This is a genomic window from Pseudomonas sp. 1 (assembly GCF_056626735.1).
In genome coordinates this window covers 246,089-272,864 of sequence record NZ_JBWXMQ010000008.1, presented here as the reverse complement: position 1 = coordinate 272,864, position 26,776 = coordinate 246,089, and the positions used below count along the sequence as shown (strand labels likewise).

Annotated in this window: 22 protein-coding genes; 6 read left to right on the top strand and 16 right to left on the bottom strand. The window is 61.6% G+C overall.

Annotated elements, in window-relative coordinates:
* Positions 1–225: 225 nt before the first annotated feature.
* The 5 genes from AC1MDC_RS14785 to tpx form a co-directional block, all read right to left on the bottom strand.
* Entirely contained in the window at positions 226–1,695 is a 1,470-nt protein-coding gene (locus tag AC1MDC_RS14785) for an efflux transporter outer membrane subunit (RefSeq protein WP_085700701.1), read from the bottom strand.
* A complete protein-coding gene (locus tag AC1MDC_RS14780) occupies positions 1,692–4,799 on the bottom strand; it encodes an efflux RND transporter permease subunit (protein ID WP_234205163.1) in 3,108 nt (1,035 codons plus the stop codon). The genes AC1MDC_RS14785 and AC1MDC_RS14780 overlap by 4 nt, the downstream gene beginning before the upstream one ends.
* Positions 4,796–7,900, bottom strand: a complete 3,105-nt coding sequence (locus AC1MDC_RS14775; protein ID WP_085700703.1) for an MdtB/MuxB family multidrug efflux RND transporter permease subunit — start codon at positions 7,898–7,900, stop codon at positions 4,796–4,798. The genes AC1MDC_RS14780 and AC1MDC_RS14775 overlap by 4 nt, the downstream gene beginning before the upstream one ends.
* Positions 7,897–9,204 carry an MdtA/MuxA family multidrug efflux RND transporter periplasmic adaptor subunit gene (locus AC1MDC_RS14770; protein ID WP_085700704.1) on the bottom strand — a complete coding sequence of 436 codons (1,308 nt, stop codon included), beginning with the start codon at positions 9,202–9,204 and terminating at the stop codon, positions 7,897–7,899. The genes AC1MDC_RS14775 and AC1MDC_RS14770 overlap by 4 nt, the downstream gene beginning before the upstream one ends.
* Before the next feature lie 187 nt (positions 9,205–9,391).
* Positions 9,392–9,892: a thiol peroxidase gene (tpx, locus tag AC1MDC_RS14765; RefSeq protein ID WP_085700705.1), complete on the bottom strand. Its 501-nt coding sequence runs from the start codon at positions 9,890–9,892 to the stop codon at positions 9,392–9,394.
* A 270-nt stretch (positions 9,893–10,162) separates the two neighbouring features.
* Here tpx and AC1MDC_RS14760 point away from each other — a divergent pair, with 270 nt between their 5' ends.
* The 3 genes from AC1MDC_RS14760 (at position 10,163) to AC1MDC_RS14750 (ending at position 13,387) form a co-directional block, all read left to right on the top strand.
* Positions 10,163–10,588 (top strand): YciI family protein, encoded by a 426-nt coding sequence (locus AC1MDC_RS14760; protein ID WP_074690904.1) that lies wholly within the window; start codon positions 10,163–10,165, stop codon positions 10,586–10,588.
* A gap of 148 nt (positions 10,589–10,736) precedes the next feature.
* Positions 10,737–12,395, top strand: a complete 1,659-nt coding sequence (locus AC1MDC_RS14755) for a J domain-containing protein (protein ID WP_266200463.1) — start codon at positions 10,737–10,739, stop codon at positions 12,393–12,395.
* Positions 12,392–13,387, top strand: coding sequence for a DUF3829 domain-containing protein (locus tag AC1MDC_RS14750; protein ID WP_266200464.1), 996 nt, complete (start codon positions 12,392–12,394; stop codon positions 13,385–13,387). Before AC1MDC_RS14755 ends, AC1MDC_RS14750 begins: the two co-directional genes overlap by 4 nt.
* A 49-nt stretch (positions 13,388–13,436) precedes the next feature.
* Here the strand turns inward: AC1MDC_RS14750 and AC1MDC_RS14745 are convergent, their stop codons facing one another.
* From AC1MDC_RS14745 to AC1MDC_RS14730, 4 genes are all read right to left on the bottom strand, one after another.
* On the bottom strand, positions 13,437–14,108 hold the full coding sequence (locus tag AC1MDC_RS14745; protein ID WP_207986093.1) for a DUF3313 domain-containing protein: 672 nt from the start codon (positions 14,106–14,108) through the stop codon (positions 13,437–13,439).
* 157 nt (positions 14,109–14,265) lie between these two features.
* Entirely contained in the window at positions 14,266–15,240 is a 975-nt protein-coding gene (locus AC1MDC_RS14740) for a hypothetical protein (RefSeq protein ID WP_234205153.1), read from the bottom strand.
* 129 nt (positions 15,241–15,369) lie between these two features.
* A complete protein-coding gene (locus AC1MDC_RS14735) occupies positions 15,370–15,849 on the bottom strand; it encodes a DUF934 domain-containing protein (protein ID WP_085700710.1) in 480 nt (159 codons plus the stop codon).
* The gene (locus tag AC1MDC_RS14730; RefSeq protein ID WP_480393238.1) at positions 15,846–17,519 is read right to left on the bottom strand and encodes a nitrite/sulfite reductase; all 1,674 of its coding nucleotides are present in this window, start codon (positions 17,517–17,519) and stop codon (positions 15,846–15,848) included. The genes AC1MDC_RS14735 and AC1MDC_RS14730 overlap by 4 nt, the downstream gene beginning before the upstream one ends.
* A gap of 319 nt (positions 17,520–17,838) precedes the next feature.
* Here AC1MDC_RS14730 and ccoN point away from each other — a divergent pair, with 319 nt between their 5' ends.
* On the top strand, positions 17,839–19,266 hold the full coding sequence (gene ccoN, locus AC1MDC_RS14725) for a cytochrome-c oxidase, cbb3-type subunit I (RefSeq protein ID WP_085703980.1): 1,428 nt from the start codon (positions 17,839–17,841) through the stop codon (positions 19,264–19,266).
* 15 nt (positions 19,267–19,281) lie between these two features.
* Entirely contained in the window at positions 19,282–19,503 is a 222-nt protein-coding gene (locus AC1MDC_RS14720; RefSeq protein ID WP_085703978.1) for a CcoQ/FixQ family Cbb3-type cytochrome c oxidase assembly chaperone, read from the top strand.
* Between the two features lie 158 nt (positions 19,504–19,661).
* Here the strand turns inward: AC1MDC_RS14720 and AC1MDC_RS14715 are convergent, their stop codons facing one another.
* The gene (locus AC1MDC_RS14715) at positions 19,662–20,180 is read right to left on the bottom strand and encodes a GNAT family N-acetyltransferase (RefSeq protein ID WP_085700714.1); all 519 of its coding nucleotides are present in this window, start codon (positions 20,178–20,180) and stop codon (positions 19,662–19,664) included.
* A 380-nt stretch (positions 20,181–20,560) separates the two neighbouring features.
* Here AC1MDC_RS14715 and AC1MDC_RS14710 point away from each other — a divergent pair, with 380 nt between their 5' ends.
* Positions 20,561–20,932 (top strand): DUF6124 family protein, encoded by a 372-nt coding sequence (locus AC1MDC_RS14710; RefSeq protein WP_085703976.1) that lies wholly within the window; start codon positions 20,561–20,563, stop codon positions 20,930–20,932.
* Positions 20,933–21,096: 164 nt separating this feature from the next.
* Here the strand turns inward: AC1MDC_RS14710 and AC1MDC_RS14705 are convergent, their stop codons facing one another.
* From AC1MDC_RS14705 to AC1MDC_RS14680, 6 genes are all read right to left on the bottom strand, one after another.
* Positions 21,097–22,074 (bottom strand): LysR family transcriptional regulator, encoded by a 978-nt coding sequence (locus tag AC1MDC_RS14705; RefSeq protein ID WP_085703974.1) that lies wholly within the window; start codon positions 22,072–22,074, stop codon positions 21,097–21,099.
* Positions 22,075–22,245: 171 nt separating this feature from the next.
* Complete coding sequence (locus AC1MDC_RS14700) at positions 22,246–23,178, bottom strand: peptidylprolyl isomerase (protein WP_480393258.1); 933 nt, start codon at positions 23,176–23,178, stop codon at positions 22,246–22,248.
* An 11-nt stretch (positions 23,179–23,189) separates the two neighbouring features.
* Positions 23,190–23,657, bottom strand: a complete 468-nt coding sequence (locus tag AC1MDC_RS14695) for a YbjN domain-containing protein (RefSeq protein ID WP_085700718.1) — start codon at positions 23,655–23,657, stop codon at positions 23,190–23,192.
* A 29-nt stretch (positions 23,658–23,686) separates the two neighbouring features.
* Positions 23,687–24,316 (bottom strand): DNA repair protein, encoded by a 630-nt coding sequence (locus AC1MDC_RS14690; protein WP_085700719.1) that lies wholly within the window; start codon positions 24,314–24,316, stop codon positions 23,687–23,689.
* Positions 24,317–24,333: 17 nt separating this feature from the next.
* The gene (locus tag AC1MDC_RS14685) at positions 24,334–26,031 is read right to left on the bottom strand and encodes a putative porin (RefSeq protein ID WP_480393237.1); all 1,698 of its coding nucleotides are present in this window, start codon (positions 26,029–26,031) and stop codon (positions 24,334–24,336) included.
* A gap of 39 nt (positions 26,032–26,070) precedes the next feature.
* Positions 26,071–26,775, bottom strand: coding sequence for an energy transducer TonB family protein (locus tag AC1MDC_RS14680; protein WP_085700721.1), 705 nt, complete (start codon positions 26,773–26,775; stop codon positions 26,071–26,073).
* Between the last annotated feature and the right edge of the window lies 1 nt (position 26,776).

Here is a 26,776-nt window from a genome sequence, read left to right as displayed (position 1 = left end):
AGAATTCACTGACAAAGTTATCAAATAGCCATCAACCCGATGAAACGCTTGTTTGATCGTCTGACAAGCCTCTGATTCAGGGTTCTGATCGTTCCAACGCTTTGCGTGGGAATGCAGCCCGGGACGCTCCGCGTCCCTTCCAAGGCAGGACGCAGAGCGTCCGTGGAGGCATTCCCACGCAGAGCGTGGGAACGATCAACGATCAACGATCAACGATCAATGAGACTAGCGGTTATCAGTGGTTTCCAACTGGCCGTCCCAACCACCGCCCAGCGCCGCGATCAACTGCACGCTGGCGATCAAGCGGTTCTGCAGAATATTCAGGACAGTGCGCTCATTACTCAGGGCAGTCGCCTGCACCACCACCACATCCAGATAAGCGATTACGCCAGCCTTGTACTGGTTTTCGGTCAGACGCAACGAGTCCCGTGCCGCATCAAGGGCTTCCTGGCGCACCGCCGCTTCGTCCTCGTACACCTTCAACTGCACCAGGTAGTTTTCCACTTCACGGAAGCCGTCGAGCACGGTCTGGCGGTATTTGGCCACGGTCTGGTCGTACACCGCTTCGGTGCGGTCGACTTCGGCCGAACGGATGCCGCCGTCGAACAGCGGCAGGGTCATTTTCGGCCCCACCGACCAGAAGCGGTTCGGCAGGCTGATCAGGTTCTGCGAGGTACTGCTGCTGTAGCCGCCGCTCAAGCTCAGGCTGAAATCCGGGTAGTACGCAGCCTTGGCCACACCGATGTTGGCATTGGCGGCGATCACCGAACGCTCGGCCGAAGCAATGTCCGGGCGGCGTTCGAGCAATTGCGACGGCAGGCTCAGCGGGATCTGCGGCAGCTTGGGAATGTCCTGGGTTTCGGCAATGTTGAATTCGGCGGGCGGCTGGCCGGTCAGTACCGCGATGGCGTTTTCGAACTGCGCCCGTTGCCAGACCAGGTCCACCAGATCGCCCTGGGCCGTTTTCAGCTGGGTCTGCGCCTGCGCCACCGCATCGCGCCCGGAAACCCCGGCGTTGTACTGGTTCATGGTCATTTTCAGCGAGCGCTCGTAAGCCGCGACTGTCGATTCGAGCAGGCGTTTCTGCTGATCGATCACCCGCAATTGCAGGTAGTTCTGCACCAGTTCCGACTGCTGGCTCAAACGCATCGCCGCCAGATCGGCGTAGCTCGCCTGGGCACTGGCTTCATTGGCTTCGAGGCCACGACGCAATTTGCCCCAGACATCCGCTTCCCAACTCACGCCCAGTTGCGCGTTGTAGGTGTCACGAATCCCGCTGGCGGAACTGCTAAGGCTCGAACTGCTGCTGCCGGTGCCCTGACTGGAGCGTGTCTTGCCGGCGCTCAGATCGACGCTCGGGTAAAACGCCCCCCGCGCGCTGCGCACCAGGGCCTGGGCTTGACGGTACTGGGCTTCGGACTGGGCGACGGTCTGGTTGGAGCTGTTGAGTTTCTCGATCAGCTCGTTGAGCTGACGGTCGCCATACAGCTCCCACCAGGCACCACGCGCCAGGGAATCGCTCGGGTTGGCCTGACGCCAGCCTTCGGCTTCCTTGTACTGGGCGATTTCGGCGGTCTGCGGGCGCTGGTAGTCCGGGCCGACGGCGCAGGCACTGAGCATCGCCACGCACAGAGACAGGCTCAGCAGGCGCGAGCCGCGAACGGTAGCCAGATTGATAAGCGAACGGTCAGTCATAGCGGAATTTCCAGAGCGGCATCGGTGCGCACGCCACGCCATTTGTTGAAACGATGGCGCAGCTTGTCGAGATAGAGGTAAACCACAGGCGTGGTGTAAAGGGTCAGCACCTGGCTGAAGACCAGCCCGCCGATGATGGTCAGGCCCAGCGGCTGGCGCATTTCGGCACCTTCAGCCCGGCCGAGCAACAACGGCAAGGCGCCGAGGATCGCCGCCAGCGTGGTCATCAGGATCGGCCGCAAACGTTGCAGACAGGCGCTGCGGATCGATTCCAGCGGCGCCATGCCTTGATGACGCTCCAGTTGCAACGCCAGGTCGATCATCAGGATCGCATTCTTCTTCACCACGCCGATCAGCAGGAACAGCCCGAGCAGCGAGATCAGGCTGAACTCGCCGCCCAGCGCATAGATCGACAGCAACGCACCGACGCCGGCCGACGGCAATGTCGAGAGGATTGTCAGCGGGTGAATGTAGCTTTCATACAAAACGCCCAGCACCAGGTACACAGCCAGCAACGCACCGAGGATCATGAACGGCTGACTCTTCTGAGTCGCGGCGAAAGCGTCAGCGGTGCCGGCCATTTTCGCGATCACGTCTTCCGGCAGGCCGACCTTGGCAATCGCCCGCTCGATGGCGGCGCTGCCCTGCTCCACCGTCACGCCTTCGGCCATGTCGAAGGCAATGCTCTCGGAGGCGAACTGGCCTTCGTGGCTGACCCGGTCGTCTTCCAGGCTGTTTTCATAATGGGCGAACGTCGACAACGGAATCCGCGCACCGTCGGCAGTGATCACCTGAACCTGCTTGAGCGTCACCGGATCCTGGGCATATTTCGGATTGACCTCCATCACCACCTGATACTGGTTGAGGCTGTCGTAGATCGTGGAAATCTGCCGCTGACTGTAGGCGTTGTTGAGCACGGCGGTGACCATGTTCATGTCCACGCCCAGGCGCTTGGCCTGATCGCGGTCGACGATCAACGTCACCTGCTGCGCACCGCGCCCTTCACGGGCGTCGATGGCCGTCAGTTCCGGCAAGGCTCGCAGCGCGGTGACCACTTTCGGGTACCACTCGCGCAAGGCGCCCAGATCACCACTTTGCAGGATGTAGCTGTACTGCGACGTGGTCTGCTCGCGGCCGCCGCCGAATTGCAGATCCTGGTCGGCCATCAGCATCAGTTGTGCGCCTGGCACTTTGGGCATTTCCTTGCGCAGGCGCTCGATGACCTTTTGCGCCGAGATATTGCGTTCCTTGATCGGCTTCAGGCGTACCAGCATGAACGCGTTGTTGGTGCCGTTGGTCCCACCGATGAACCCGGCAACACTCTCGACCGCGTCGTCCTTGAGCACCGCTCGGCGGAAGGTCTCCATTTTCGGCTGCATCACGCTGAACGACAGACCATCGTCACCGCGCACGAAACCGATCAACTGGCCGGTGTCCTGCTGCGGCATGAAGGTTTTCGGCACGACGACATAGAGGGCGACGTTCACCCCGACCGTGATGATCAGGCTCAGCAACGTCAGGCGACGGTGACGCAACACCCAGTCGAGGCTGGTGGCGTATTTGCCGACCATCCAGTCGTTGGTGCGCCGGCTCCAGCGTTGCAGGCGGTTTTCCTCGCCCGGCTTGTGGGGTTTGAGCCAGCGGGCGCAGAGCATCGGGGTCAGCGTCAGGGAAACCACCAGCGACACCACGATAGCCGCCGCCAGGGTGATGGAGAATTCGCGGAACAGGCTTTCGATGATCCCGCCCATGAACAGGATCGACAGGAACACCGCCACCAGCGAGACGTTCATCGACAGCAAGGTAAAACCGACTTCCCTGGCCCCGAGGTAGGCGGCCTTCATCGGTTTTACGCCTTCGTCGATGTGCCGGGAAATGTTCTCCAGCACCACGATGGCGTCGTCCACCACCAGCCCGGTGGCGAGAATCAGCGCCATCAGCGACAGGTTGTTGAGCGAGAATCCGTAGAGGTACATCACTGCAAAGGTGCCGACCAGCGACACCGGCACCGCCAAGGTCGGAATCAGGGACGCGCGGAAGTTACCGAGGAACAGGAACACCACCAGAATCACCAGTGCCACGGCGATTAGCAGGGTCATCTCCGCCTCATGCAGGGTAGCCTTGATCACCGGCGAACGGTCCATCGCCAGGTTCAGTTTGACGCTGGCCGGCAAGACCGCTTGCAACGCCGGCAACTGCGCCTTGATCTCGTTGACCGTCTCGATGATGTTGGCGCCGGCCTGGCGGTTGATCACCAGCAGCACCGCCGCGTCATCGTTGAAGAAACCGCTGTTGTAGCGGTCTTCCACGCCGTCGCTGACCTTGGCCACGTCTTTCAGACGCAGGGCCGCGCCGCCGTTGTAGTGGATGATCAGCGATTCGTAATCCTTGGCTTTCTCCAACTGGTCGTTGGCCTGAATCTGCCACAGGCGCTGGTCATCCTCGACCGAGCCCTTGGGCCGGCGCACGTTGGATTCGGCGATGGTCTTGCGCACATCGTCGAGCGCTACGCCGTACTGGTTCAGCGCCTGGGGTTCGAGTTCGATGCGCACCGCCGGCAGCGAGCTGCCGCCGATCTGCACTTCACCGACGCCCTGCACCTGGGACAGGCTCTGGGACAGGATGGTCGAGGCCAAGTCGTAGAGCTGACCCTTTTCCAGCACGTCCGAGGTCAGCGACAACACCATGATCGGTGCCTGCGACGGGTTGACCTTCTTGTAGGTCGGCATGCTGCGCATCCCGCTCGGCAGCAGGTTGCGCGAAGCGTTGATCGCCGCCTGCACTTCCCGCGCCGCGCCGTTGATGTCGCGGTCGAGGTCGAATTGCAGAATCACCCGGGTCGAGCCCTGGCTGGAGCGACTGCTCATGGTGTTGACGCCAGCGATGGCGCCGAACGAGCGCTCCAGCGGCGTGGCCACCGTGGAGGCCATGACTTCCGGACTGGCGCCGGGCAGGCTCGCCTGCACGACGATCACCGGGAAGTCCATTTGCGGCAGCGGCGACACCGGCAGCAGGCCGAAGCTCACACCGCCCAGCAGCATGATCGCCAGGCTCAGGAGCATGGTCGCCACCGGACGCTTGATGAAAGGGCCGGACAGGTTCATGGCTGTTCCACCGGCTCCACGGCCGACGGTGCACGGCCCCAGCGCCGACCGAGACGATCGAAGTACAGGTAGATCACCGGGGTGGTGAACAGCGTCAGCACCTGACTCACCAGCAACCCGCCGACCATCACCAGACCCAGCGGTTGACGCAATTCAGCGCCGGAACCGGTGGCCAGCATCAACGGCACTGCACCGAACAGCGCCGCCAGCGTGGTCATCAGAATCGGCCGGAAGCGCAACAGCGCCGCCTGATAGATCGCCTGCTCCGGCGCCATGCCCTGGGTGCGTTCGGCGTCGAGGGCGAAGTCGATCATCATGATCGCGTTCTTCTTCACGATACCGATCAGCAGGATGATGCCGATGATCGCGATCATGCCCAGATCGTTGCCACTGAGCAGCAACGCCAGCAAGGCCCCCACCGCTGCCGACGGCAAGGTCGACAGGATGGTGATCGGATGAATGTAGCTCTCGTAAAGCACCCCGAGCACGATGTACATGGTCACCACCGCCGCCAGAATCAGCAGCAAGGTGCTCGACAACGAGGCCTGGAACGCTTCGGCTGCGCCCTGGAACTGGGTCTGCACGCCGAGCGGCATGCCGATGTCCTTTTGCACCTGCTCGATGATGTCCACCGCATGCCCCAGCGCCACGCCCGGCGCGAGGTTGAACGACATCATCACCGCCGGGAACTGGCCGATGTGGGTGATCGCCAGTTGCGCCTGCCGTTCCTCGACGTGGGCCAGACTCGACAACCGCACCTGCCCGCCATCGGTGGTCTTGACGTGAATCTGGTCCAGCGCCTGCGGGCCGATCTTCTCTCCAGCCTGAGCCTGCAGCACCACACGGTACTGGCTGGCCTGGGTATAGATGGTCGAAATCTGCCGCTGGCCAAACGCGTCGTACAACGCATCGGTGATGTTCGATACCGACACGCCCAGCCGTGAAGCGGCATCGCGGTCGATCACCAGGAACACCTGCAAGCCCTTGTCCTGCAAGTCACTGGCAACGTCGGTCAGTTCCGGTCGCTGGGCCAGCGCCTCGACCAGGCGCCCGCTCCACAGGCTGAGCAATTCGGAATCCGGCGAGGACATGCTGAACTGATACTGGGTGCGGCTGACGCGGTCTTCGATGGTCAGGTCCTGCACCGGCTGCATGAACAGGCGGATGCCCACCAGTTTGTCCAGTTGCGGTTGCAGGCGGGCAATCACTTCGGTGGCGGTCAGATCACGCTGGCCATGAGGCTTGAGGTTGATCAGCAGCCGACCGCTGTTGAGCGTGGCATTGTCACCGTCGACACCGATGTAGGACGACAGGCTTTCCACCGCCGGATCTTCCAGAATCACCTTGGCCAGCGCCTGCTGACGCTCGCCCATGGCGGCAAAGGAAATCGACTGTGGCGCTTCGGAAATCCCCTGGATCACCCCGGTGTCCTGCACCGGGAAGAAGCCCTTGGGCACCACCATATAAAGGAACACGGTCAGGGCCAGCGTACCGATGGCCACCAGCAGGGTCAGCGGCTGGTGCTTGAGTACCCACTGCAACTTGCGCCCGTAGGCGGCAATCATCCAGTCGATAAACGCACCGCTGGCACGGTAGAAGCGGCCCTGTTCATGTTCTTCCGGCTCACGCTTGAGCAGACGCGCACACATCATCGGCGTCAGGGTCAGCGAAACCACCAGGGAAATCAGGATCGCCACCGCCAGGGTGATGGCGAATTCGCGGAACAACCGCCCCACTACGTCGGCCATGAACAGCAGCGGAATCAGTACCGCGATCAGCGACAGAGTCAGGGAAATCAGGGTGAAGCCGATCTGCTTCGCGCCCTTGAGCGCGGCCTGCATCGGGCTGTCGCCCTCCTCGATGAAGCGCGCGATGTTTTCCAGCATCACGATCGCATCGTCGACCACAAAACCGGTGGCGATGGTCAGCGCCATCAAGGTCAGGTTATTGACCGAGAACCCGGCCAAATACATCACGCCGAACGTACCGATCAGCGACAACGGCACGGCCACCGACGGAATGATCGTGGCGCTGGCCCGTCGCAGGAACAGGAACGTCACCATCACCACCAGCGCGATGGCGATCAGCAATTCATGCTGCACGTCGGTCACGGAGGCGCGGATGGTCTGGGTGCGGTCGGTCAGCACGACAACGTCGAGACCGGCCGGCAGGTTGTCGGTGATGCTTGGCAGCAGCGCCTTGATCCGGTCGACCACCTCGATCACGTTGGCGCCCGGCTGACGCTGGATGTTCAGCAGAACCGCCTGATTCTGGTTGGCCCACGCCGCCAGACGCTCGTTTTCGGCGCCGTCGACGATCTGCGCGACATCCTTGAGCCGCAATGGCGCGCCGTTGGCGTAGGCCAGGATCAGGTTGGCGTAATCCTTGGGCGAGGTCAGCTGGTCGTTGGCATCGAGCATCGACACCCGGGTCGGGCCGTCGAAGTTGCCCTTGGGCTGGTTGACGTTGGACGCGCCGATCAGCGTGCGCACGTCCGACAGGTTCAGGCCGTTGGCGGCGAGCGCCTCGGGGTTGACCTTGATCCGTACCGCCTGACGCTGACCGCCGGCAATGCTGACCATGCCGACGCCGCTGATCTGGGCGATCTTCTGCGCCATGCGCGTATCGACCAGATCATTGAGTTTGGGCAGCAACATGGTTTTCGAAGTGATGGCCAGGGTCAGCACCGGGGTGTCCGCCGGGTTGACCTTGTTGTAAACCGGCGGCGCCGGCAAGTCGGTCGGCAGCAGGTTGGTCGCAGCGTTGATCGCGGCCTGCACCTGCTGTTCGGCGACGTCCATGTTGATGTCGAGGCTGAAACGCAGGGTCAGCACCGAGGCACCGCCGGAGCTGGTCGAAGCCATTTGCGTGAGACCCGGCATCTGCCCGAACTGACGTTCCAGCGGCGCGGTGACGGCACTGGTCATTACGTCCGGACTGGCGCCGGGATAAAGAGTCATGACCCGGATAGTCGGGTAATCGACCTGCGGCAACGCCGACACCGGCAGCAGGCGATAGGCAATCAGACCGGCCAGCACGATGGCCAGCATGCTCAGCGTGGTGGCGACCGGGCGGAGGATGAACAGGCGCGAAATGTTCATGCGCCCTTCTTGGCCTTGTCGGTGACGGTGGCGTCAGGCGCGTTCGCGGCCGACTTGCCTTGCAGGTGCTCGGTCGGAGTGGTCGGTACGTCCTTGCTGTCGTTGACCACTTCCACTTCGCTGCCTTCCTTCAGGCGGTCGGTGCCTTCCAGCACCACGCGATCGCCAGCGGCGAGGCCTTCGGTGATCACGGTGTTTTCGCCGTCGCTGGCACCGATCTTCAACTGGCGGATGGTGACTTTCTTGTCGCCGTCCAGCGCGTAGACGAAGGTGCCATTGGTGCCGAACTGAATGGCCGCCGAGGGCGCCAGCACCACACCTTTCAAGGTGTCTGCCAGCAGGTGGATGTTGACGAACTGATTGGGGAACAGCGACTGATCGCGGTTCTCGTAGCGAGCCTTGAATTTCAGGGTGCCGGTGGTCACGTCAATCTGGTTGTCGAGGCTTTGCAGCACACCGGTGGCTTGCAGTTTGGTGTCGCCACGATCCCAGGCTTCGGCGGGCAGCTTGGCGCCGCTGCGGTAGCGGGCAAGCACGGTTTCCAGGCTGTTTTCCGGCAGGGTGAAGGCGACGCTGATCGGCTGGGTCTGGGTGATCACCGCCAGGGAAGTCGTGTCGTTCGCCGCCACCAGGTTGCCGACGTCGAGCTGACGCAGGCCGACGCGACCGGCAATCGGTGCGCGGATTTTGGTGAATTCAAGATTGAGCTTGGCGTCGTTGACCGCCGCCTGATTGGTTTTCACGGTCCCGAGGTACTGGCCGACCAGCGCTTCGGCGGTATCCAGGGTCTGCTTGGCGATGCTGTCTTCCTTGTAAAGACCGCGATAACGCTCGACATCGACCTGGGCGTTCTTCAACTGCGCCTGATTCTGCAGCAAGGTGCCTTCAGCCTGAAGCAAGGCGTTCTGGTACGGACGCGGGTCGATCTCCGCCAGCAGGTCGCCGGCCTTGACCATCTGCCCTTCCTCGAAATAGATCTTCACCAGCTCGCCACCGACCCGGCTGCGCACATTGATGGTGTTAAGCGCCGTTACCGTGCCCAGTGCCTTGTAATACAGCGGGAAGTCCCCGGTGACCGCCGGCGCCACGCGCACCGGAATCGGCCCCGCCGCGCCGCCGAAGCCCGGCCGCATCATCCCGGAACGCCCCGTGTGACCGGCCTGCGCCTTCTCGCCGCCCTCCTTTTGGGTCGAACCGGCGGGCCAGAATTTCCAGCACAGACCGGCAATGACCAGCAAGACAAGCAGGCTCAACAGCCAGCGACGGGAGTTTCGGGAAGACGATTGCATGGAGTGATTAACCATTGGGCGCGTGGGCTTCTTTTACGGGAGGCTGAACGATAAGCACTGGCCGGGATTTAGCAAAGCAGCTTTACCGGCAATTTACCTTCAACTTACGTTTCAAGGTGTGAGGCAAAACACTGATACACAAATGAAAACGGCCTGGACAGGGCCAGGCCGTTAACAATTGTAAAAGCGCTGTTCAGAACACTTATTTCAAAACCGAGAGTGCCGCGTCGTAGTTAGGCTCTTCTGCAATTTCCTTGACCAGTTCGCTGTACAGGACGTTGTCGTTTTCGTCCAGAACAACCACCGCACGGGCGGTCAGACCTTTCAGCGGGCCGTCAGCGATGGCCACACCGTAGTTCTCGATGAACTCGGCGCCGCGCAGGGTCGACAGGTTTTGTACGTTTTCCAGGCCTTCGGCGCCGCAGAAGCGAGCCTGGGCGAACGGCAGGTCAGCCGAGATGCACAGCACCACGGTGTTGCTGATGTCGTTGGCCTGAGCGTTGAACTTGCGCACGGAAGTGGCGCAGGTCGGGGTGTCGACGCTTGGGAAGATGTTCAGCACTTTGCGCTTGCCGGCGAAGTCTTTCAGGGTGACGTCGGACAGATTGCCGGCTACCAGGGAAAAGGCTGGCGCCTTGGAACCGGCTTGTGGCAGTTGGCCGTTGACTTGAACCGGGTTGCCTTTGAGCGTGACTTGAGCCATGAACGGAGTCCTTCTTAACGTTGTTGGGAAAGCATGCAAGAGGCGGAAGTTAACCACGAAATTGTCCGACGACCTATGCCTGAACTGAAATTGTCATGTGCTGGCGCCCAAAACTGGATACACATTCTCCAGGCTTCCCATATCCCTGCTCTCAAAGAAGGTGCTGCTTGTTAAAACGCAAGTCTGCATCTTTTCTTTAACGACCTGTCGATTCCGACCCGAGCCGTTCGACTAAGCCATGAATCCCCTACCTGACTGTGGAGAAACACCATGCGCTTCATGATCATTGTCAAAGCCAGCCACGACTCCGAAGCCGGCGTGATGCCCAGCGAGCAACTGCTGACCGACATGGGCAATTACAACGAGGAACTGGCCAAGGCCGGCATTCTGGTTTCCGCCGACGGCCTGCACCCCAGCAGCAAAGGCGCCCGTGTGCGCTTCAGCGGCGAAAACCGTAGCGTGATCGACGGCCCGTTCGCTGAAACCAAGGAGCTGATCGCCGGCTACTGGATCTGGGACGTGAAGTCCAAAGAAGAAGCCATCGAATGGGTCAAGCGCTGCCCGAACCCCATGCCGGGCACTGAATCGGAAATCGAGATTCGCCAGGTGTTCAGCGCGGAAGATTTCGGTGCCGAGTTCACCCCGGAACTGCGCGAGCAGGAAGAACGCATACGCGAACAAGCCAAAAAACACTGAAGCCCGGATGGAGAACATCAGCATTTTCTGTAAGGCCGGTGGCGACTGAACGAGACACGAGGACTTTTCGACGCGAAACAGGTAGGGTGCGCAACATCACAATGCCACCACTGGATCGCGTCGCGGTTTTTATGGAGTTGTCATCGCAATGAGTTGCTGGACCGTCCTTGGCCTGTCGGCCGACGCCGATGTGCGCACTATCAAACGCCAATATGCCGTCCTGCTCAAACAGACCCGCCCCGACGACGACCCCGAGGGTTTCCAGCGACTGCGCGATGCCTATGAGCAGGCGCTGGCCTACAAGGAATGGCAGCAGTATCACGCGCAGGATCAGGACGAAGTGCAGGAACAAGCGCAGGACCAGCGCATTGAGGAATCCTGGGACTTGAGCGGCCTGACCGTGGTCGAGGTCGACGCCCTGCAACTGGCAACCCGCTCGCTGGACGGGCTCAGCGTTGAAGAGCTCGAACGTCGCCACACCATCGCCCTCGAACAAGGCTGTGCGCACATCTTCGAGGACACGCTACTGCATCACTGCATCGAACACCCGCAATCCTCCGACACTCTGGTGGACTGGGCAGTGCCGACCTTTTTCTGGTTCAGCGCCTGGCAACGGCTGGAGCTGGATGAGGAATCGATCGAGCTGTTGCTGGCCCGGCAGCGCACGCGTATCACGCAACCGATGCGTGATGCCCTCGAACGCGAAGACGTTGACGAATTCCTCCAGGCCTACGCCCGCCGTGCGGATTTCAACTGGCTGGCGATTGAACAACATCAGCAATGGTTCAACCGTGCCCTGAGCCAGATGCTGCTGGATTCGTCTTTCTGGTCTCCCGAGGTATTCGAACGGGTGCGCACCGGTCAGGGTTGGCACGGCGGCACAGGAAATCCCTGCCCTGACGGCGAATGGCAACGTCTGCTGGCTCGACAAAATGCGCCGTTTTTTGTGGCACGCCAGCAACAGCTCGCCCTGGAACCACCCGCCACCCCCGAACACCGCGCCGCCCGCCTGCTGCTGGGTACCGGCTCGTTCAGCGCCCGCCGTGCGCTGGCCCGACGCTTGCGCGAAGAAGACTGGGCGCAGTGCCGCAAATTGAGTTCCGAGCTGTACGCCAATCACCCCAATGTCTGCGCGCAGATGCCCGGCGGCACGGCGTTTTTCTGGCGCGACTGGGAACTGAGTTTCAACGACTGGCCAACCTACGTGGGCGTGGTGTTGGCCTGCCTGATCGGCGCGTTCACCCATTACATTCCGTTGGGCGCGCGCCTCAGTGGACTGATCAATATCGTCATGATCTCGACCGTGGTGTTTGGCGTGATCGTGGCGGGGCTCAATTGGCTGGTGCACAACGTTGCACATCGCGTATGGCGGCTGGATGACCGGCTCAGCGCAAGTCTTTGCCCCGGATCCCTCAAAGACTCGCCGCCGTTCGGCGTGCTGCGCGACTTCGTGCCCGGCGCGCTGATGGTGGCCGGGCTTGGCTGGTTTTTCGGCCCGATTGCCGGCGTGGTGTATGCCGCAACCCTTGCATCGTTCGGACTGGTGCGGCGCTGGCAGTCCCGGCCACGGGTGTCCTGGGAAGAGAGCCGACCTGCCGTGAAAGTCGGCGTGACGATCCTCGGGATTGTAGTGCTGGCCCTTGTGCTCGGCGTGTTCAAGGTGGTCGCCAGCCAAGGCACAGTCAATCGCAATCAGGGCCTGCAACCCTGGACCGAACGCCTGTGCAGCCGCTTGCCGGCCACCACCGCCGAATGCAGCGCACCGGCCACCGTTGAACAGTGGTACGGCAAGGAGGCGCGACCATGAGCAGCAGAGTGATGTTTTGCGTCGGTATTTTCTTCGCGCTGGTGGTGATGGCGCTGACCAGTGCGACCCGACCTTTCCTCCAGCTCGATCTCTGGCTGGATGGACGCGATGCGCCGGTCACCGCTCAGGCCAATGCCCTGAGCCCGCTGATCGCGTGCGTCAACCGGATCGACGTGCAATGGCGAGCGGCCTACGATCGCTACAAGAACCCTCAACCGCCCTTGCCTCGCGACCAGCGCTGGTTGAAGAGCCTCAAGGATTTCGACGACAGTGACGCGTTCAACGTGCGCGACATACAGCGTGATGTCTGCGGTCAGGGCCTCACGGAAAAACTCGAATTGCTGACCTGGCAACCAGAGCTGGCGCGACAGGCCAACGAGTATGTCCGGGCGCTGAATCACGTCACGACGACCATTGCTCCAGCGCGCTTTTATCGAGAGGCGAGTTTCATCTCCGGATCGCAACAGCCCTCCCCTGGCGAACTCGCGGCGATCGAGCGCGTGTCACAGGAGTACATCGGCACTTCGACGGCTCTGCGGCAAAGCCTGCTGCCGCTCGACGCCGCGCAGCGTCCCGAACAGCTCAAGCTGATCGAAGCGCGTCTGGGCAGGGACATTCACTGGGACTTGCTGGCGTACATGATTCAGGCGCGGGAGACCGTCGATGTGCTCGACGAAGCGATGAAAAACCGCACCCTGACCCCGAAATTGCTGGCCGAGACCATCGCAAAGCTGCAACAGGCCTGGAACCGTCGCGAACCCTGGCTCGCGCCGCGCACCGGTGGGTTCCAGAACAAGACCGATGCCGCGCGTGATCTGTGGCTGCGCATTGGCGAGCCGGGGCAAAACTATCTCGAGGCGTTGAACACCCTGCAGGCAGACTGGCAGAACCATGCACAGCCTCAGCGCCTGAGCGAGGACTATTACGCCGTGACCCGCAGTTACGACGGCTTGCTCAGCCATTACAACCGACTGGCACGCGCCAACTTCTGACGCAGTGACCCCGCCGGGTCGTCCGTTGGGGCAACCCGGCGCGCCGGTCTTACTTGGCCTTGAGCTTGAGGTAGGACTGATGCAGATCCGCCGCCCAGCCGTCGATCACGCTTTTCACGTCATCGGCCTTCATCACCTGCGAATCGTTTTCCAGTGGTTTGCCGGTGCCCTTGCGCACCACTTGCGCCGCCACCTTATTGGTGCCGCCGTCGAGGAACACCGCTTCGGTCGCCAGGGTGGTTTCCTGATCACGAATCCCGCTGGCGGTACTGACCGCTGCGGCGACCAGAGCAATCGGAATCACTTCATAGGCATGCAGGCCTTCGGTCTTGCTGCTCACGGCGGTGATGGCCGCGCGCACCACGATCACACCCGGTCCGGGGCCTGAGGCCAACGGCAGGGATTTGCCCAATTCACGCTTGAGTGCCTGATCGTAATAGCTGGTGATGCCGTTGAGGGTCTGCTGCGGAATCTTCACGGTGGGTTGCGGTTTGGGATAGAGCTGGGTCGGTTCGACGTAGACGCTGGTGAATTTGCCGATGTCGATTTTCGGGTCGATCCAGCGCATCACTTCGGCCCCCGACGGAGATTTGGCCTCCCTGAGCTGACTGTAGTCCTTGAGGAAGCCTGAGTATTCGTCGGGTGCGACGGTTTTGCTGGAGCAGCCCACTACGCCCAGCGTGGCAATGCACAGGGTGCTCATCATTACGGCTAGCTTCATGCTGTAACTCCTGTCGGAAGGCCGAATTTATTGCGTCGGGGGGAGTTACAGGTATAGCTGAATCCGCGTCGTTTGCGATCAGAAACGCCGACACTGGGCAATGCCGGGCCCGGACCTTTGAAGGGCCCGGGCCATCACCGGTACTTGAAGCTTCCTGCTACCAGCTCGAAGTCTCCCCGCTCCTCAACGCCATCTCCCGCCGGCTGTTTGCCCGCATCGCCTTGATCAGCGACACCGTGCCCACCAGCAAAATTGCCGCTCCGAACAGAAAATCGATGTTGTACAGCTGGAAATCCTGCACCGGCCCCACCAGCACAGTGCGTACCACGCCGATTCCCACCAGCGTGGCGAGGAAGTCGATCCCCGGTTCATCGCGGTAGAACACCAGCAGCAACGGCAGGCACAGCACCAGCAGCATCAACAGCACCACGACCTTGAACGAGCCTTTGCGCTCGACGCTGAACGCGCATTCGTGGGGGCCGTAGGCCTTGTAGTCTTCGTCGCGGATCATCGAGTTTTTCTCGTTGATGTAGTCGGCGCGGTTGTACTTCTGGATCGGCGTGAAGGTGTTGGACATCTCCATCAGCGTGGTGATGTTCTTGAAGCGCAGGTCGATACGCTCGCTGCCCTTGAGGTAATACAGCACTGGTTTGTAGCCGTAGCGATAGGTGTCGAAGGGAAACTCGGTGACCCGGCCCTGAACGCTGATCGGGCGCGATTCGAGTTCGGCGAAGGCGCTCTTGTCGGTCGAGGCGAGGTTGCGGCTCAGGGGCAGGACTTTCACCTGTTCAAGGAAGATCGGCGTGACGCCAAACGACCACTGCAACGGTTCCAGGCGCAGACGCAGTTCGTTGCGGCCCAGGTCATAGCGGTTGAAAGTACGTTCGGAGACCACCACCGCGCCGCTGAGCATGAACTCGCCACGCAGGTTGTTGGTGATGCGCAAGGTCAATTGATCCTTGCCCTGCAGCGCCGCTTGTGTGTTCGGCGGCGTGCCGCACCAGGCGGTGCTTTCGCCGACGCCACCGAGCTGACCGCCACGGTTTTCGTTGAACACATAGATGTAACCGGCCCACAGCGTCACCATCAGCAGCAACGCGGTGATGCCCAGAATTTTTTTGCCCGGACTCACTGATCAGACTCCCTTCTTCGTTCCGTCGTCCAGCCGAAAACCCGCTGGCGACGGGGACTCTACCAAAAGGCCACCATCGACCCAAGGGAAAATCCCCGATTCATCAGGGTTCTAGGGGTTTCCCCTGCATCACCTGCGCCGGAACAGCGGTCGCGGTTCGATCACCGAGCGTCCGTACAACACGCTCATCCCGGCCAGGCCCTTGAGCGCATCCTCGGCGGATTTGTCCTCGCGCACCGCGAAGCTGTCGAAACCGCACTGGCGCATATGGCTGAGCTGGTCGCGCAGCACATCGCCAATGGCGCGCAACTCGCCTTTCCAGCCGAAACGGCTGCGCAGCAGATAGGCCTGACTGTAGGCGCGGCCATCGCGAAAGCTCGGGAAGTCGAGGGCGATCAATGGCAGCGAGGTCAGCCATGGCAGCAGGCTTTCGACGCCATCGTCGGGACCCAGCCAGACCGCATGGGTCGAGGGCGATTCAAGCCAGTGGGCCAGCGGCAGAATCAACATCCCGGCGCCGGGCTCCGTTTCAGGCGAACGGATCAGCGTCCATGGATCGTCGAGCACGATCCGCGCCCCGCCCGCCTCCATGCGCAGCAGATTGTTCATGCCGGCACCTCCAGCGCTTTCGGGTAGATCCGTTCCTTGAACGGCTCCAGTCCGATGCGCGCCACGGTATCGACGAACAACTCTTCGGCCTCGCGATAACGGACGAAGGTGCCGATGATCCGCTCGATCACCTGCGGCACTTCAGCGGCGCTGAACGACGGACCGATGACTTTGCCCAGTGCGCTGTTCTTGCCCTGAGCACCGCCGAGGGTGATCTGGTACCACTCGCTGCCGTTTTTATCGACGCCGAGGATCCCGATGTTGCCGATGTGATGATGGCCGCAAGCGTTCATGCAGCCGGAAATGTTCAGGCTGATGTCGCCCAGATCGTGCAGGTAGTCGAGGTTGTCAAAGCGCGCCTGAATCGCCTGGGCAATCGGGATCGATTTGGCGTTGGCCAGCGCACAGAAATCCCCGCCGGGGCAGGCAATGATGTCGGTCAGCAGACCGACGTTGGCCGCGCCCAGGCCCTGCTCTTTCGCCAGTTGCCACAACGCAAAAAGCTGGGATTTGGGCACGTCCGGCAGGACGATGTTCTGCTCGTGGGCGATGCGAATTTCGCCAAAACCGAAGCGCTCCGACCAGTCGGCCACGGCCAGCATCTGCAAACCGGTCACATCCCCCGGTGGCGAAGCCAGGCCCGGTTTGGTCGACAGCACCACGCTGGTGTAGCCCGGCACCTTGTGCGGCTGCACGTTGCGCGCGACCCAGCGGGCGAACGCCGCGTTCTCGGCCAGGTGCGTGCCGAAATCCAGATCCGTATCCGCCAGCGTGCGATAGCTCGGCGGCACGAAAGCACTGGCGACTCGCTGGTATTCATCCTCCGTCAGTTGCGCCGGGCCGTCCTTGAGGTGTTGCCACTCTTCCTCGACCTCTTTGGCGAACGCCTCGATGCCCAGCGCCTTGACCAGAATCTTGATCCGCGCCTTGTACTTGTTGTCGCGACGGCCGTGGCGGTTGTAGACCCGCAACACCGCCTCGACATAGGACAGCAAATGCTGCCACGGCAAGCCGTCGCGAATCTGCAAACCGAGGATCGGCGTGCGCCCCAGACCGCCGCCGACGATCACTCGCAAGAGCATCTGCCCGTCATGGCCGGGGTAAAGATAGAGGCCGATGTCATGCATCATGATCGCCGCGCGGTCCTGCTTCGCCGAGCAGATGGCGATCTTGAATTTGCGTGGCAGGAACAGGAACTCCGGGTTTATCGTCGACCATTGCCGCAGGATCTCCGCCAGCGGGCGCGGGTCGATCAACTCGTCCGCCGCGACGCCGGCGAAAGCTTCGGTGGTGATGTTGCGCACGCAGTTGCCCGAGGTCTGGATCGCATGCATGTTGACCTGCGCCAGACGTTGAAGGATGTCCGGCACCTGGTGCAGCTCGATCCAGTTGAACTGCATGTTCTGCCGCGTGGTGAAGTGGCCGTAACCTCGGTCGTAGTCACTGGCGATGCTCGCCAATGTGCGCATCTGCTCGGCGCTCAGCGTGCCGTAGGGAATCGCCACCCGCAGCATGTAAGCGTGCTTTTGCATGTACAGGCCGTTCTGCAGGCGCAGCGGCAGGAACTCTTCTTCGCTCAACTCCCCGGCCATGAAGCGCTCGACCTGATCGCGAAACTGCGCAACGCGCTCGAACACCAGCGCCCGGTCGTAATCGTCGTATTGATACATCGGCTACCTCATCAGCACTCAGCAAAAATCCTGTGGGAACGAGGCATCTAGAGATTGCGCGATCTGGCGCAATCTCTAGATGCCTCGTTCCCACAGATTCCTGAAAGCACTATGACGTTGCAGCGCAGCCCGTTACAGATTCAGCTGAACGCATAAAAACCGTATCAGGACGCGGCAGATGGCCGCAGGCAGCGCCTGGATCTGATCCGCATAAATGAACAATTCCTGAGCCTGTTTTGTTTCCGGCGGGGTTTCTACAGTGCAGCTCGTGCCAGACCGGGTGGCCTGGCAAGACTTTGCAACCGTGGAAGAATTGACCATGAGCACAGCAACAATCGGACAGGCTTATAACTACAAGGTCGTCCGCCAATTCGTCATCGCCACTGTTTTCTGGGGTGTCGTGGGCATGGCGATGGGGGTATGGATCGCCTCGCAACTGGTATGGCCGGACATGAATCTGGACCTGCCGTGGACCACCTTCGGCCGCTTGCGACCGTTGCACACCAGCCTGGTGATTTTCGGTTTCGCCGGCAGCGCGCAATTTGCCGCCAGTTATTACGCGGTGCAGCGGACCTGCCAGGTGCGACTGTACTCGGACAAACTCGCCGCGTTCACTTTCTGGGGCTGGCAGTCAGTGATCGTGATCATGCTGGTCAGCCTGCCGATGGGCTACACCACCACCAAGGAATACGCCGAAATCGAATTCTCCGGCGCGGTCTGGATGGCCGTGGTCTGGGTTGCATACGCCATCGTGTTTTTCACCACCGTGATGCAGCGCAAGACCAAACACATCTACGTCGGCAACTGGTTCTTCGGCGCATTCATTTTGGTGATCGCCATGCTGCACGTGGTCAATCACCTGTCGATCCCGGTGGACTGGTTCAAGTCCTATCCGGTGTATTCCGGCGCCACCGACGCCATGGTGCAGTGGTGGTACGGGCACAACGCGGTGGGCTTCTTTCTGACCACCGGGTTCCTCGGGATGATGTATTACTTCGTGCCGAAACAGGTCAATCGGCCGGTGTATTCGTACCGCCTGTCAATCGTGCACTTCTGGGCGTTGATCACCCTGTACATCTGGGCAGGTCCCCACCACTTGCATTACACCGCGCTGCCGGACTGGGCGCAGTCGTTGGGGATGGCGATGTCGCTGATCCTGCTCGCGCCGAGCTGGGGCGGCATGATCAACGGGATGATGACGCTGTCCGGCGCGTGGCATCAGTTGCGCACCGACCCGATCCTGCGTTTCCTCGTCCTGTCGCTGGCGTTCTACGGCATGTCGACCTTCGAAGGCCCGATGATGGCGATCAAGACCGTCAACGCCCTCTCCCACTACACCGACTGGACCATCGGCCACGTCCACGCCGGCGCCCTCGGCTGGGTGGCGATGATCACCTTCGGCGCGACCTATCACATGGTGCCGAAAGTCTTTGGCCGCGAGCGGATGCACAGCACGCCGCTGATCAACCTGCACTTCTGGCTGGCGACCATCGGTACCGTTTTGTACATCGCTTCGATGTGGGTCAACGGGATTACCCAGGGCCTGATGTGGCGGGCGATCAACGAGGACGGCACGCTGACTTATTCGTTCGTCGAGGCGCTGCAGGCCAGCCATCCCGGGTTTGTGGTGCGGTTTGCAGGCGGGGTGTTCTTCCTCAGCGGCATGCTGCTGATGGCCTACAACGTGTGGCGCACGGTGCGGGTGGCGGATGTTGCAATTGCCCACCGTGAAGCGCAGATCGCCTGATAAAGGGAGCCGGTCATGTTCGATGTTTTCTTGAATGTGCTGGGTGTGCTGTTTCTATGGTTGGCGGTTGAGTACTGCTTGCGCCATGAAACGGCTGAAAGCCTGGATGAGGCGAGTCTGACGCCGTTTGCGGATGATCCGGAGGTGGCTCGGCGAGTTGAGATGGCTACGGGTAAAACCGTGAAGGCGGTGGCGCCGGAGGTGGCGAAGCCGGGGTGGGTCAACCTCGAAATGTGAGTTGTGTCTGGGACAGCCCCCTCACCCTTGATCGTTCCCACGTCGAGGCGTCGAACCGTCTGCGTGGGAATGCCTCAAGGGACGCTCCGCGTTCCAGCTCCGGAAGGGACGCGGAGCGTCCCGGGCTGCATTCCCACGCGGAGCGTGGGAACGATCTTTCAAACCTTTGGCGTCTGGCGCAGACGCGCCATGCTCAGGGTGTCGACCCATTGCCCGTCACGCACGGCGTAATCGCGGAACAGCCCTTCGGTTTCGAAGCCGAACTTGCGATAGAGGCCGATGGCCGCCTCGTTGTCGGCGTACACCGAAAGCTCGACGCGGTGCAGGTTCATCCAGTTGTCGGCAACGTCCAGCGCCGCCGCCATCAGTTTCGTCCCCACCCCCTTGCCTTGCCAGGCTACCGCAACACTCAGCCCGATGCTGCCGGCATGACTGCGACGAATCCGGGAAAAAGCCTCCAGCCCCAGATAACCGATCACCACCCCTTGGTGCAGTGCCACCAGTTTCAACACCCGCTCGCTGTCCGGCATCAGGCGCTGGCGCCAGATCTCGGAGGATTGAAACGGCATCTGCAACACTTGCCGCGCTAACGCCGGGTCGTTGTAGAGCGCGGTGACGCCTTCAAGATGGCATTCGTTGAAGCGTTCGAGATCAATCGCGGGGTTGTGCTCAAGCATGAACGATCCCTCCTGGATCAGTGCGTGGCCGGTCAATGTAAACCGCTTCCTCACGGATTCGCCATGCCTGTTTAAAGCCGTTGACCGAAACTTCCAGCAAGCCACAACGCCTTGCGCCATTGCCTACGCATCCGCCAGAATCCGCCGGCTTGTGTGCCTTGGGGGCCGACTCTATCGTTTCCGGGTCGCTGATGAATCAGTGATCGGGTCTCGCAGCCCGCGATCTCTAGACGCACAACACCCTCCAGTTTTATGGCGGCTGTACGTGGGAGACCCTCGGGTCTGCCGGTTCTAGAGTCCCGGTCTGCGACCCGCGTATAGCTGCCACCCCTTCGTATCGCAGCGAATCGTGGCAGCTCCATGACTCTGGAGATTCAATCATGATCAAACCAACACCCAATCCACCCGAAACCGACCCGACCTCGCCCTACGAAACCCTCGATTCCAAGAAATTCCACGAAGCCGCCGAACGCGCCCTCGATCACTACCTCAATCCGTTCCACCCCAGAAAACCGCTGCTCAAACCCAACACCCGCTACCTCATCGCCCCCGGCGTCGACAGCGAAGAACTGCTGGCCGACGCCTGCGAAACCCTGACCTCGGCCAAAACCATGGCCAGCGATTTCGCCGGGCTGGTGGACGGCTCGCATCGGCATGTGCTGCTGGGGATTGCGCAATTGATCATGCTGGGGGAACTGGCGGTGAACCGGGCGCTGGATAATCTGGAGTTGAAGACTGAGGCGCCGCTTTAATTCGATGATCGTTCCCACGTCGAGGCGTCGAACCGTCTGCGTGGGAATGCAGCCCGGCACGCTCCGCGTCCCTTCCGGAGCTGGAACGCGGAGCGTCCCTTGAGGCATTCCCACGCGGACGGTTCGACGCCTCGACGTGGGAACGATCTACGATCTGAGAAAAACTACTCAAACCACTCCTGTCGCTCATTGAACGTGCGTTGAATCAACTCCACCAAGGTCTGCACCTCCCCGACCTCCTGCGATTCACTGTTCACCGCCAACCACGCCTGCAACCGCATCGCCTCCTCAAATACCCCCGGCAACGCCACCAGCCCGCGATCAAACCGGCTCATGTACATCGGCAACAAACCAATGCATGCGCTGCACCGGATCATCTCCAGCATCAGCTCGTAGGACTGCATCTGCACCACTCCGGCCAGGCGCTGTTCGACCAGATTGTTCCAGGGCCGGAAGCTGTCGATCTGCCGGTCATGCTGCCATTGCACCAGCATGAAATCGGCAAGATCATCCGGGCTTTCTGGTCGTGCGGTCACGCGGGAGTAGCGTTTGGCGATGTGCGGCTGATATTCCAGTTGCGCGAGGCGTTGCGGTTCGCTGGTGGCGAAGGTCGGGCCGGGGTGCGGGGTTTCGCCGTGGGCGAGCCACAGCACGATGTCGGCGCTGACGGCGCGCAGGGCCAGTTCGCTGTCGAGGGCGATGATCTCAAGGCGCACGCTGGCGTTGCGGCGCAGCAGTGCGATGAGGTCGCGTCCGAGGATGTCGTGCAGGATCGATTCGGCGACCGCCAGCCTGATCAGGGGCTGCTCGATCACCGGGAGTTTGCGTTCGTGGGCCAGGGCCACCAGTTGCGCCTGCAATTGCTGGCCTTCGCGGGTCAGGCTGAGAGCGCTGCCCTGGAAGCTGAACAGCGCACATTGCAGTTGTTGTTCCAGTTGCGCCAGTTGTTTGCGCAGCAGGGTCGAGCGCACGTTGAGGCTGCGGGCGGCCTGCATGAAGCAGCCGCAACGTGCGCTGACCAGAAAGTATTGCGCGACGTCACTGTCGAGCGTCGCGGCTTGCGCCAGCCAGGGTTCATCCTTGTCCTTGGGCCAGCGAAATTCGGCGCTGCTTTGTCGTGCTGCGGGTTCGGTGAATGACATCGATGACTCCCTGTCGATCTTTGTTGTTTGCCTTTGCATAAATCCATTGTGGGAGCGAGCTTGCTCGCGAAGGCATCGGCACACGCAACATCTCATTGCCAGATACACCGCTTTCGTCGGAACGCCGCCCGGAGCAAGCTCGCTCCCACAGAGTTCAGAGGTGGATCTGAATTACAGTTTTTCCTCCAGCACTTTATTGAGCTCGGCCCCGTCGATGCTCAGCGTCGCGGTGTTGAGCATGCCGTCCAGATACGCCTGGGCGATCTGCTCCTGACGTTGAGCCCGCAAGGCCTGGGTCAGTTGATCGCGCAGTTCGTCGAGGGTCGCGATACGGGCCGGTTGCTGTTCGGTGAGTTTGATGACGTGGAAACCGGCGCTGCTTTGAACGGGATCGGACACCGCGCCAACCTTGAGTCGCGCCACGGCACCACGCACTTGCGGCACCAGTTGCTGCAACGGTTGCAGGCCGGTGTCACCGCCACGTTCAGCGGTCAGGCGGTCCTGGGAAAATTCCTTGGCCAGCGCTGCAAACTCCGCCGGGGCCGCCTGGGCTTTCTTGCTCAATTCCGTAGCCTGCTTGCGCACGGTTTCAAGATTCTGCGGCTCGTTCACCCCGAGGAAAATCTGGCTGACCCGATACAGCGCCGGCGTCTGCCAGTTGGCCTTGCCCGCGTCATACGCCTGCTGCAACTCGGCGTCGCTCGGGTAATCCGCCGGCACCTGGCTCACCGACTGCAAATAGTCGCGAAACACGATCTGCTCGGTGGCGGCACGGGTTTGCCGAACCACGTCCGGACGTTGCGCCCAGCCTTGGGCATCAGCCTGTTCCAGCACGGCTTTTTCGGCCAGGCGTGAACGTATCCAGCGCTCCAGCGCCTCACGATTGCCGCGCAGTTGTTCGCGGGTCTGGGGCGGTACGGCGGCCAGCAGCGCCTGCAATTCTTCCGGCGAAACCTGCTGATTGCCTAATCTGGCCACTGCCGGTCCATTGTTCGCCGCAATCACCGGCGCCGGTTGCTGGGCGGCGACCGGGTCATTGCCCGGCCGCACCACCAGCGCCACGGCCACCACCAACAGCGCCACCGCAGCGGCGCTGATTACCATGGCAGGTTTCGTCACAGCGCAACTTCCTCTTGCTCAACCTTTGGAGCCTGAGCGGCAGCGGCGTTCTGGGTGAAATCACGCAGGTAAACGATGAATTCCTGCAACAGACGGTCCCACAATTCCAGGTTGCCGCGCAGGTGATCGTTGCTGACGCCAGCGGCCACCACCACGTCCATTTCCATCACCAGGAACTCGCCCTGCAACGACAACCGGGCAAAGCGGCGGGTCGCGTTCCACTGCTCGGCCACACCGGCCGGCAACTCACCCTGCACGCGCAAGGCGCAGCTGAAGGTGAAGTCGACGTAGCTGCCCTGTTCCGCCACCGCCGGGTTGCCGAAACGCACGGCGTAACCGATGCCCTGGCTGGCGCTGAGCAACTGGACGATGCCGTTCTGTTCGGTCTGGTTGACACGATAACCGGCGGCTTGAAGCACGTCGGTCAGGGATTGCGGGGATACGTGGGAGATCAATTGAGTCATTACGTCTTCCTTGTCCATGAGTCTTTTAATCAGTGCGCAATCGCGGCTTGCGGCGCATCGAATTGAGTCTTGTACAGTTCATCGCCGAAACCCTGAGCCAGCTCATCGAACTTGACCCGGGCGCTGCCGGCGAAGGGCTGGCGAATCTTCATCACCTCGGCCACATCGATGTTTTCGTAGGCGCTGAGAATCTGCTTGGCCACGCCGTACATCTGCTGATTCTTGACCGAACATTGCTGCACTTGTGTGTCACGCTCAGTCAATTGCGCTTGAAGCTTAGACCGTTCTGCCTCTTTGGCACGGGCCAGGACCAACAGCTCTTCGTAGGCCTTCTTGAACTTGCCGGTCTGCTCGTTGCTGGCGGCGACTTGCGCCTGGGCCTGGCTGTGCAAGGTTTGCTGCTGCCCGGCCAGTTGCTCGGCAAGGCCTTTGGCCTTGGCCAGTTCAGCGGTCAATTGCTTGATTTGCGCCTGTGCTGCCTTGGCCTCGTTCTGCGCCGCCAGTTGCGCGGCGCTGGCCTGGGCCTGCTGGCTTTGCAGGGTTTGCAGTTGCTGGGTAGTGCTGCGCAATTGCGTGCGCAGGCGTTCCTCCATGCCTTCGGCGCTCGCCCCGGTGGCGATCAACATCCCGAGCCCAAGCCATAAAAAGCGGATTTTCATAACCCTCTCCCGGCGCTCTAGAAGCGCGTGTTGATCTCAAGCTGCATGACGTCGACGTCGAACGGCGCACCGTACACCGCCTCGGTGCTCATCCAGCGGCCGGTGGCGTAAACGTTCTTTGCCAGGCCGTAGTTGCCGCCGAGGATATAGCCCTTGGCGTTGGTGCCGCCGAGGTGAAAGGACGAGTCGTTGAAGCCATCCGGCAAGGCATCTGGCTGGATGTACTTGTAGCCGGCGAACAGGTTCCAGTCGCCCTGCTTCTTCAGCTCCAGCGCGTTGCCGAGGGTGAACTGGACCATCCACGCATTGGCGCCGCTTTCGATGTTGCCGCTGCTGTCGAGGTTGTTGACCAGTTGCCCGGCCGAACGCTTGCGCATGTCGCCTTCGTCGTAGCCGAGATTGTGGATGTAGTTGCCCTGGCTGCGCAGTTTGAAGTCTTCCGGCAGGTCGGCGTCCCACACCACGTTGAGGTCCAGCAGGTTGAACTCGGACGCCAGGCCGACGAATTGCGGCTGCGGCGTGGTGCTCGGGTTGAGCGGGTTCGGCGTGATGTCACGCAGCAGAAACACGCTGTTGCCCTTCTGCATGAACGCCGCACGCGTACCATCGCTGTCGCAGCCCGGTGCGCCGGCCCAGGGTTCGCAAGGGCTGGAGCGCTGGCCTTCGATGTCGTCGAAGCGGTAGTAGGCCAGCGCGCCTTTCAAGCGGTTGTTGCTGTTGATCGCCCATTTGGCGCCGATTTGCGCGCCGTACAGCCATTTGTTATCGCTTTCTTCCTTGTCGAAGCCGTTGCTGGTGGTGGTGTCGTTGGTGTAGTCCACCGGGAACGCGCCGAGGGTGCCGAACACGCCCCAGTCGCGGTTGAGCTTGTGGTCGAAGATGGCCGCCACGCCGTCGAAGTTGAGGTCGTTGGAATACAGCATGTCGGTGGACAGGAACGGGTTGGCGAAGCGGCCACCGGTCAGGGTCAGCTCATCCGACGGCTTCCAGGTCAGGTAACCCTGATCGAGCCAGATGTCCTTTTTCGAGAAGCCACCGCCGAGGTTCTGGGTGGTCGACACCGGGTTGTTGTCCGAGCCGGTGCCGATGCGGATGCCGGCGGTCCATTGCGGTGAAATCGCCGCTTTCATGCCCAGCCGTGCGCGCAGGCGGAACAGGTTTTCGCGGTCTTCGCGGGTGTTGAGCAACGGCGGCAACGCGGTGCTGCTGTTTGGATTCACGTCGTAAGGGCCGTTGTTGTTGAGCTTGGCAAAGTCGACGATTTCGTTGCTGTTGCTGCCCGAGTAGTAGCGCGATTCGTCACGCAGACGAATGTCACCGTCAAAGCTGATGCGTGACGCCCAGTCCGGGAAAGTGTTGGGCGCGGCCCAGTTTTCCTGTTTGGCGGTGGCCATGACTTCGGCCTTGACCTGATCACGGATCTGGTCGCGCACCGCCGCCGGCACGTATTGCACCCGCACATCGCCCGGTGCGGCGACCGGCCCGGCGGCCACAGCGGTGGACGCCGCAGCCTGTTTGGCCTGGGCCGCTTCGTTCTGGGCCTGGGCGATCAGCGCGTCGGCCTTGTCCTGTTTCAGAATGCCCTGCTCGACCAGCAAGCGGATCAGATTGATCGTGGCGTTCTCCGAGGGCGCTGGCGCTGCCGCGGCCTGACCGACCAGGGTCGCGATGACCATGCCGACCGCCAGGGACAATCGATTCACGTTGGAAATCATCTGCACACAACTCCTTTTCATACAGCTTTATGAATTCGGTTAACCCGGACGCCGCCCTTGCAGGGACATGCGCACAGGCAAGGTGATGGAGGCCGGTGGCCGCTCGCTTAAAGCGGGCGCGTTGCGCAGCGCGGCGAGCACTTGCGTATCGATCTCGGGGTTGCCGCTGGACTTGATCAGCTCGACCCGGGTGATCTCGCCGACACTGCTCAGCCACACATCGGCCTGCAGCGAAAACGCCAGGTTGCGCAGGTCGGGGTTTTCGCGCAGCAGCTTCTGGAAGGTGAACGCTAGGAACTGGCTGTAGGTGCCGTTGCCCAGTCGCCCACCGCCGGCGCCGGCCATGCCACCGCCCTTGCCCGCGCCGATGTTGAACGCGTCGCTGCCGCTCTGGGCGTCGCCGTCGATCTGCATCGGGTTGGCCAGGTCGTCGGCCGGCGATGGCGGTGCTTCCTCTTCAGGCTTGACCTCTTGCGGCTCCGGCGTTGGCTCGGGCTCGACGACTTTTTCCTCGACCGGGGTTTCCGGCTCCGGCGGTTTTTCCGGCGGCGGAGGTGGCGGTGGCGGCAAGGGAATGATCGTCGGCACCTTCGGCGCTTCCCGACGGATACCGCTCATGTCGTTGGCCCACTGCCACAGGAACCACGCGGCGAGCGCACCGAGGATCAGCCCGGCGCCCCACTTCACGTAGCGCAGTGGCGACTTCTTCACCGGTAGAGGCTCGATTGGCAGTTGTGCAGTCATC

Bases quoted from the DNA above. Each gene is read 5' to 3' on its own strand.
- AC1MDC_RS14785 (WP_085700701.1), bottom strand. From the start codon at position 1,695: ATGACTGACCGTTCGCTTATCAATCTGGCTACCGTTCGCGGCTCGCGC.
- AC1MDC_RS14780 (WP_234205163.1), bottom strand. From the start codon at position 4,799: ATGAACCTGTCCGGCCCTTTCATCAAGCGTCCGGTGGCGACCATGCTC.
- AC1MDC_RS14775 (WP_085700703.1), bottom strand. From the start codon at position 7,900: ATGAACATTTCGCGCCTGTTCATCCTCCGCCCGGTCGCCACCACGCTG.
- AC1MDC_RS14770 (WP_085700704.1), bottom strand. From the start codon at position 9,204: ATGGTTAATCACTCCATGCAATCGTCTTCCCGAAACTCCCGTCGCTGG.
- tpx (WP_085700705.1), bottom strand. From the start codon at position 9,892: ATGGCTCAAGTCACGCTCAAAGGCAACCCGGTTCAAGTCAACGGCCAA.
- AC1MDC_RS14760 (WP_074690904.1), top strand. From the start codon at position 10,163: ATGCGCTTCATGATCATTGTCAAAGCCAGCCACGACTCCGAAGCCGGC.
- AC1MDC_RS14755 (WP_266200463.1), top strand. From the start codon at position 10,737: ATGAGTTGCTGGACCGTCCTTGGCCTGTCGGCCGACGCCGATGTGCGC.
- AC1MDC_RS14750 (WP_266200464.1), top strand. From the start codon at position 12,392: ATGAGCAGCAGAGTGATGTTTTGCGTCGGTATTTTCTTCGCGCTGGTG.
- AC1MDC_RS14745 (WP_207986093.1), bottom strand. From the start codon at position 14,108: ATGAAGCTAGCCGTAATGATGAGCACCCTGTGCATTGCCACGCTGGGC.
- AC1MDC_RS14735 (WP_085700710.1), bottom strand. From the start codon at position 15,849: ATGAACAATCTGCTGCGCATGGAGGCGGGCGGGGCGCGGATCGTGCTC.
- AC1MDC_RS14730 (WP_480393238.1), bottom strand. From the start codon at position 17,519: ATGTATCAATACGACGATTACGACCGGGCGCTGGTGTTCGAGCGCGTT.
- ccoN (WP_085703980.1), top strand. From the start codon at position 17,839: ATGAGCACAGCAACAATCGGACAGGCTTATAACTACAAGGTCGTCCGC.
- AC1MDC_RS14720 (WP_085703978.1), top strand. From the start codon at position 19,282: ATGTTCGATGTTTTCTTGAATGTGCTGGGTGTGCTGTTTCTATGGTTG.
- AC1MDC_RS14715 (WP_085700714.1), bottom strand. From the start codon at position 20,180: ATGCTTGAGCACAACCCCGCGATTGATCTCGAACGCTTCAACGAATGC.
- AC1MDC_RS14710 (WP_085703976.1), top strand. From the start codon at position 20,561: ATGATCAAACCAACACCCAATCCACCCGAAACCGACCCGACCTCGCCC.
- AC1MDC_RS14705 (WP_085703974.1), bottom strand. From the start codon at position 22,074: ATGTCATTCACCGAACCCGCAGCACGACAAAGCAGCGCCGAATTTCGC.
- AC1MDC_RS14700 (WP_480393258.1), bottom strand. From the start codon at position 23,178: ATGGTAATCAGCGCCGCTGCGGTGGCGCTGTTGGTGGTGGCCGTGGCG.
- AC1MDC_RS14695 (WP_085700718.1), bottom strand. From the start codon at position 23,657: ATGACTCAATTGATCTCCCACGTATCCCCGCAATCCCTGACCGACGTG.
- AC1MDC_RS14690 (WP_085700719.1), bottom strand. From the start codon at position 24,316: ATGAAAATCCGCTTTTTATGGCTTGGGCTCGGGATGTTGATCGCCACC.
- AC1MDC_RS14685 (WP_480393237.1), bottom strand. From the start codon at position 26,031: ATGATTTCCAACGTGAATCGATTGTCCCTGGCGGTCGGCATGGTCATC.
- AC1MDC_RS14680 (WP_085700721.1), bottom strand. From the start codon at position 26,775: ATGACTGCACAACTGCCAATCGAGCCTCTACCGGTGAAGAAGTCGCCA.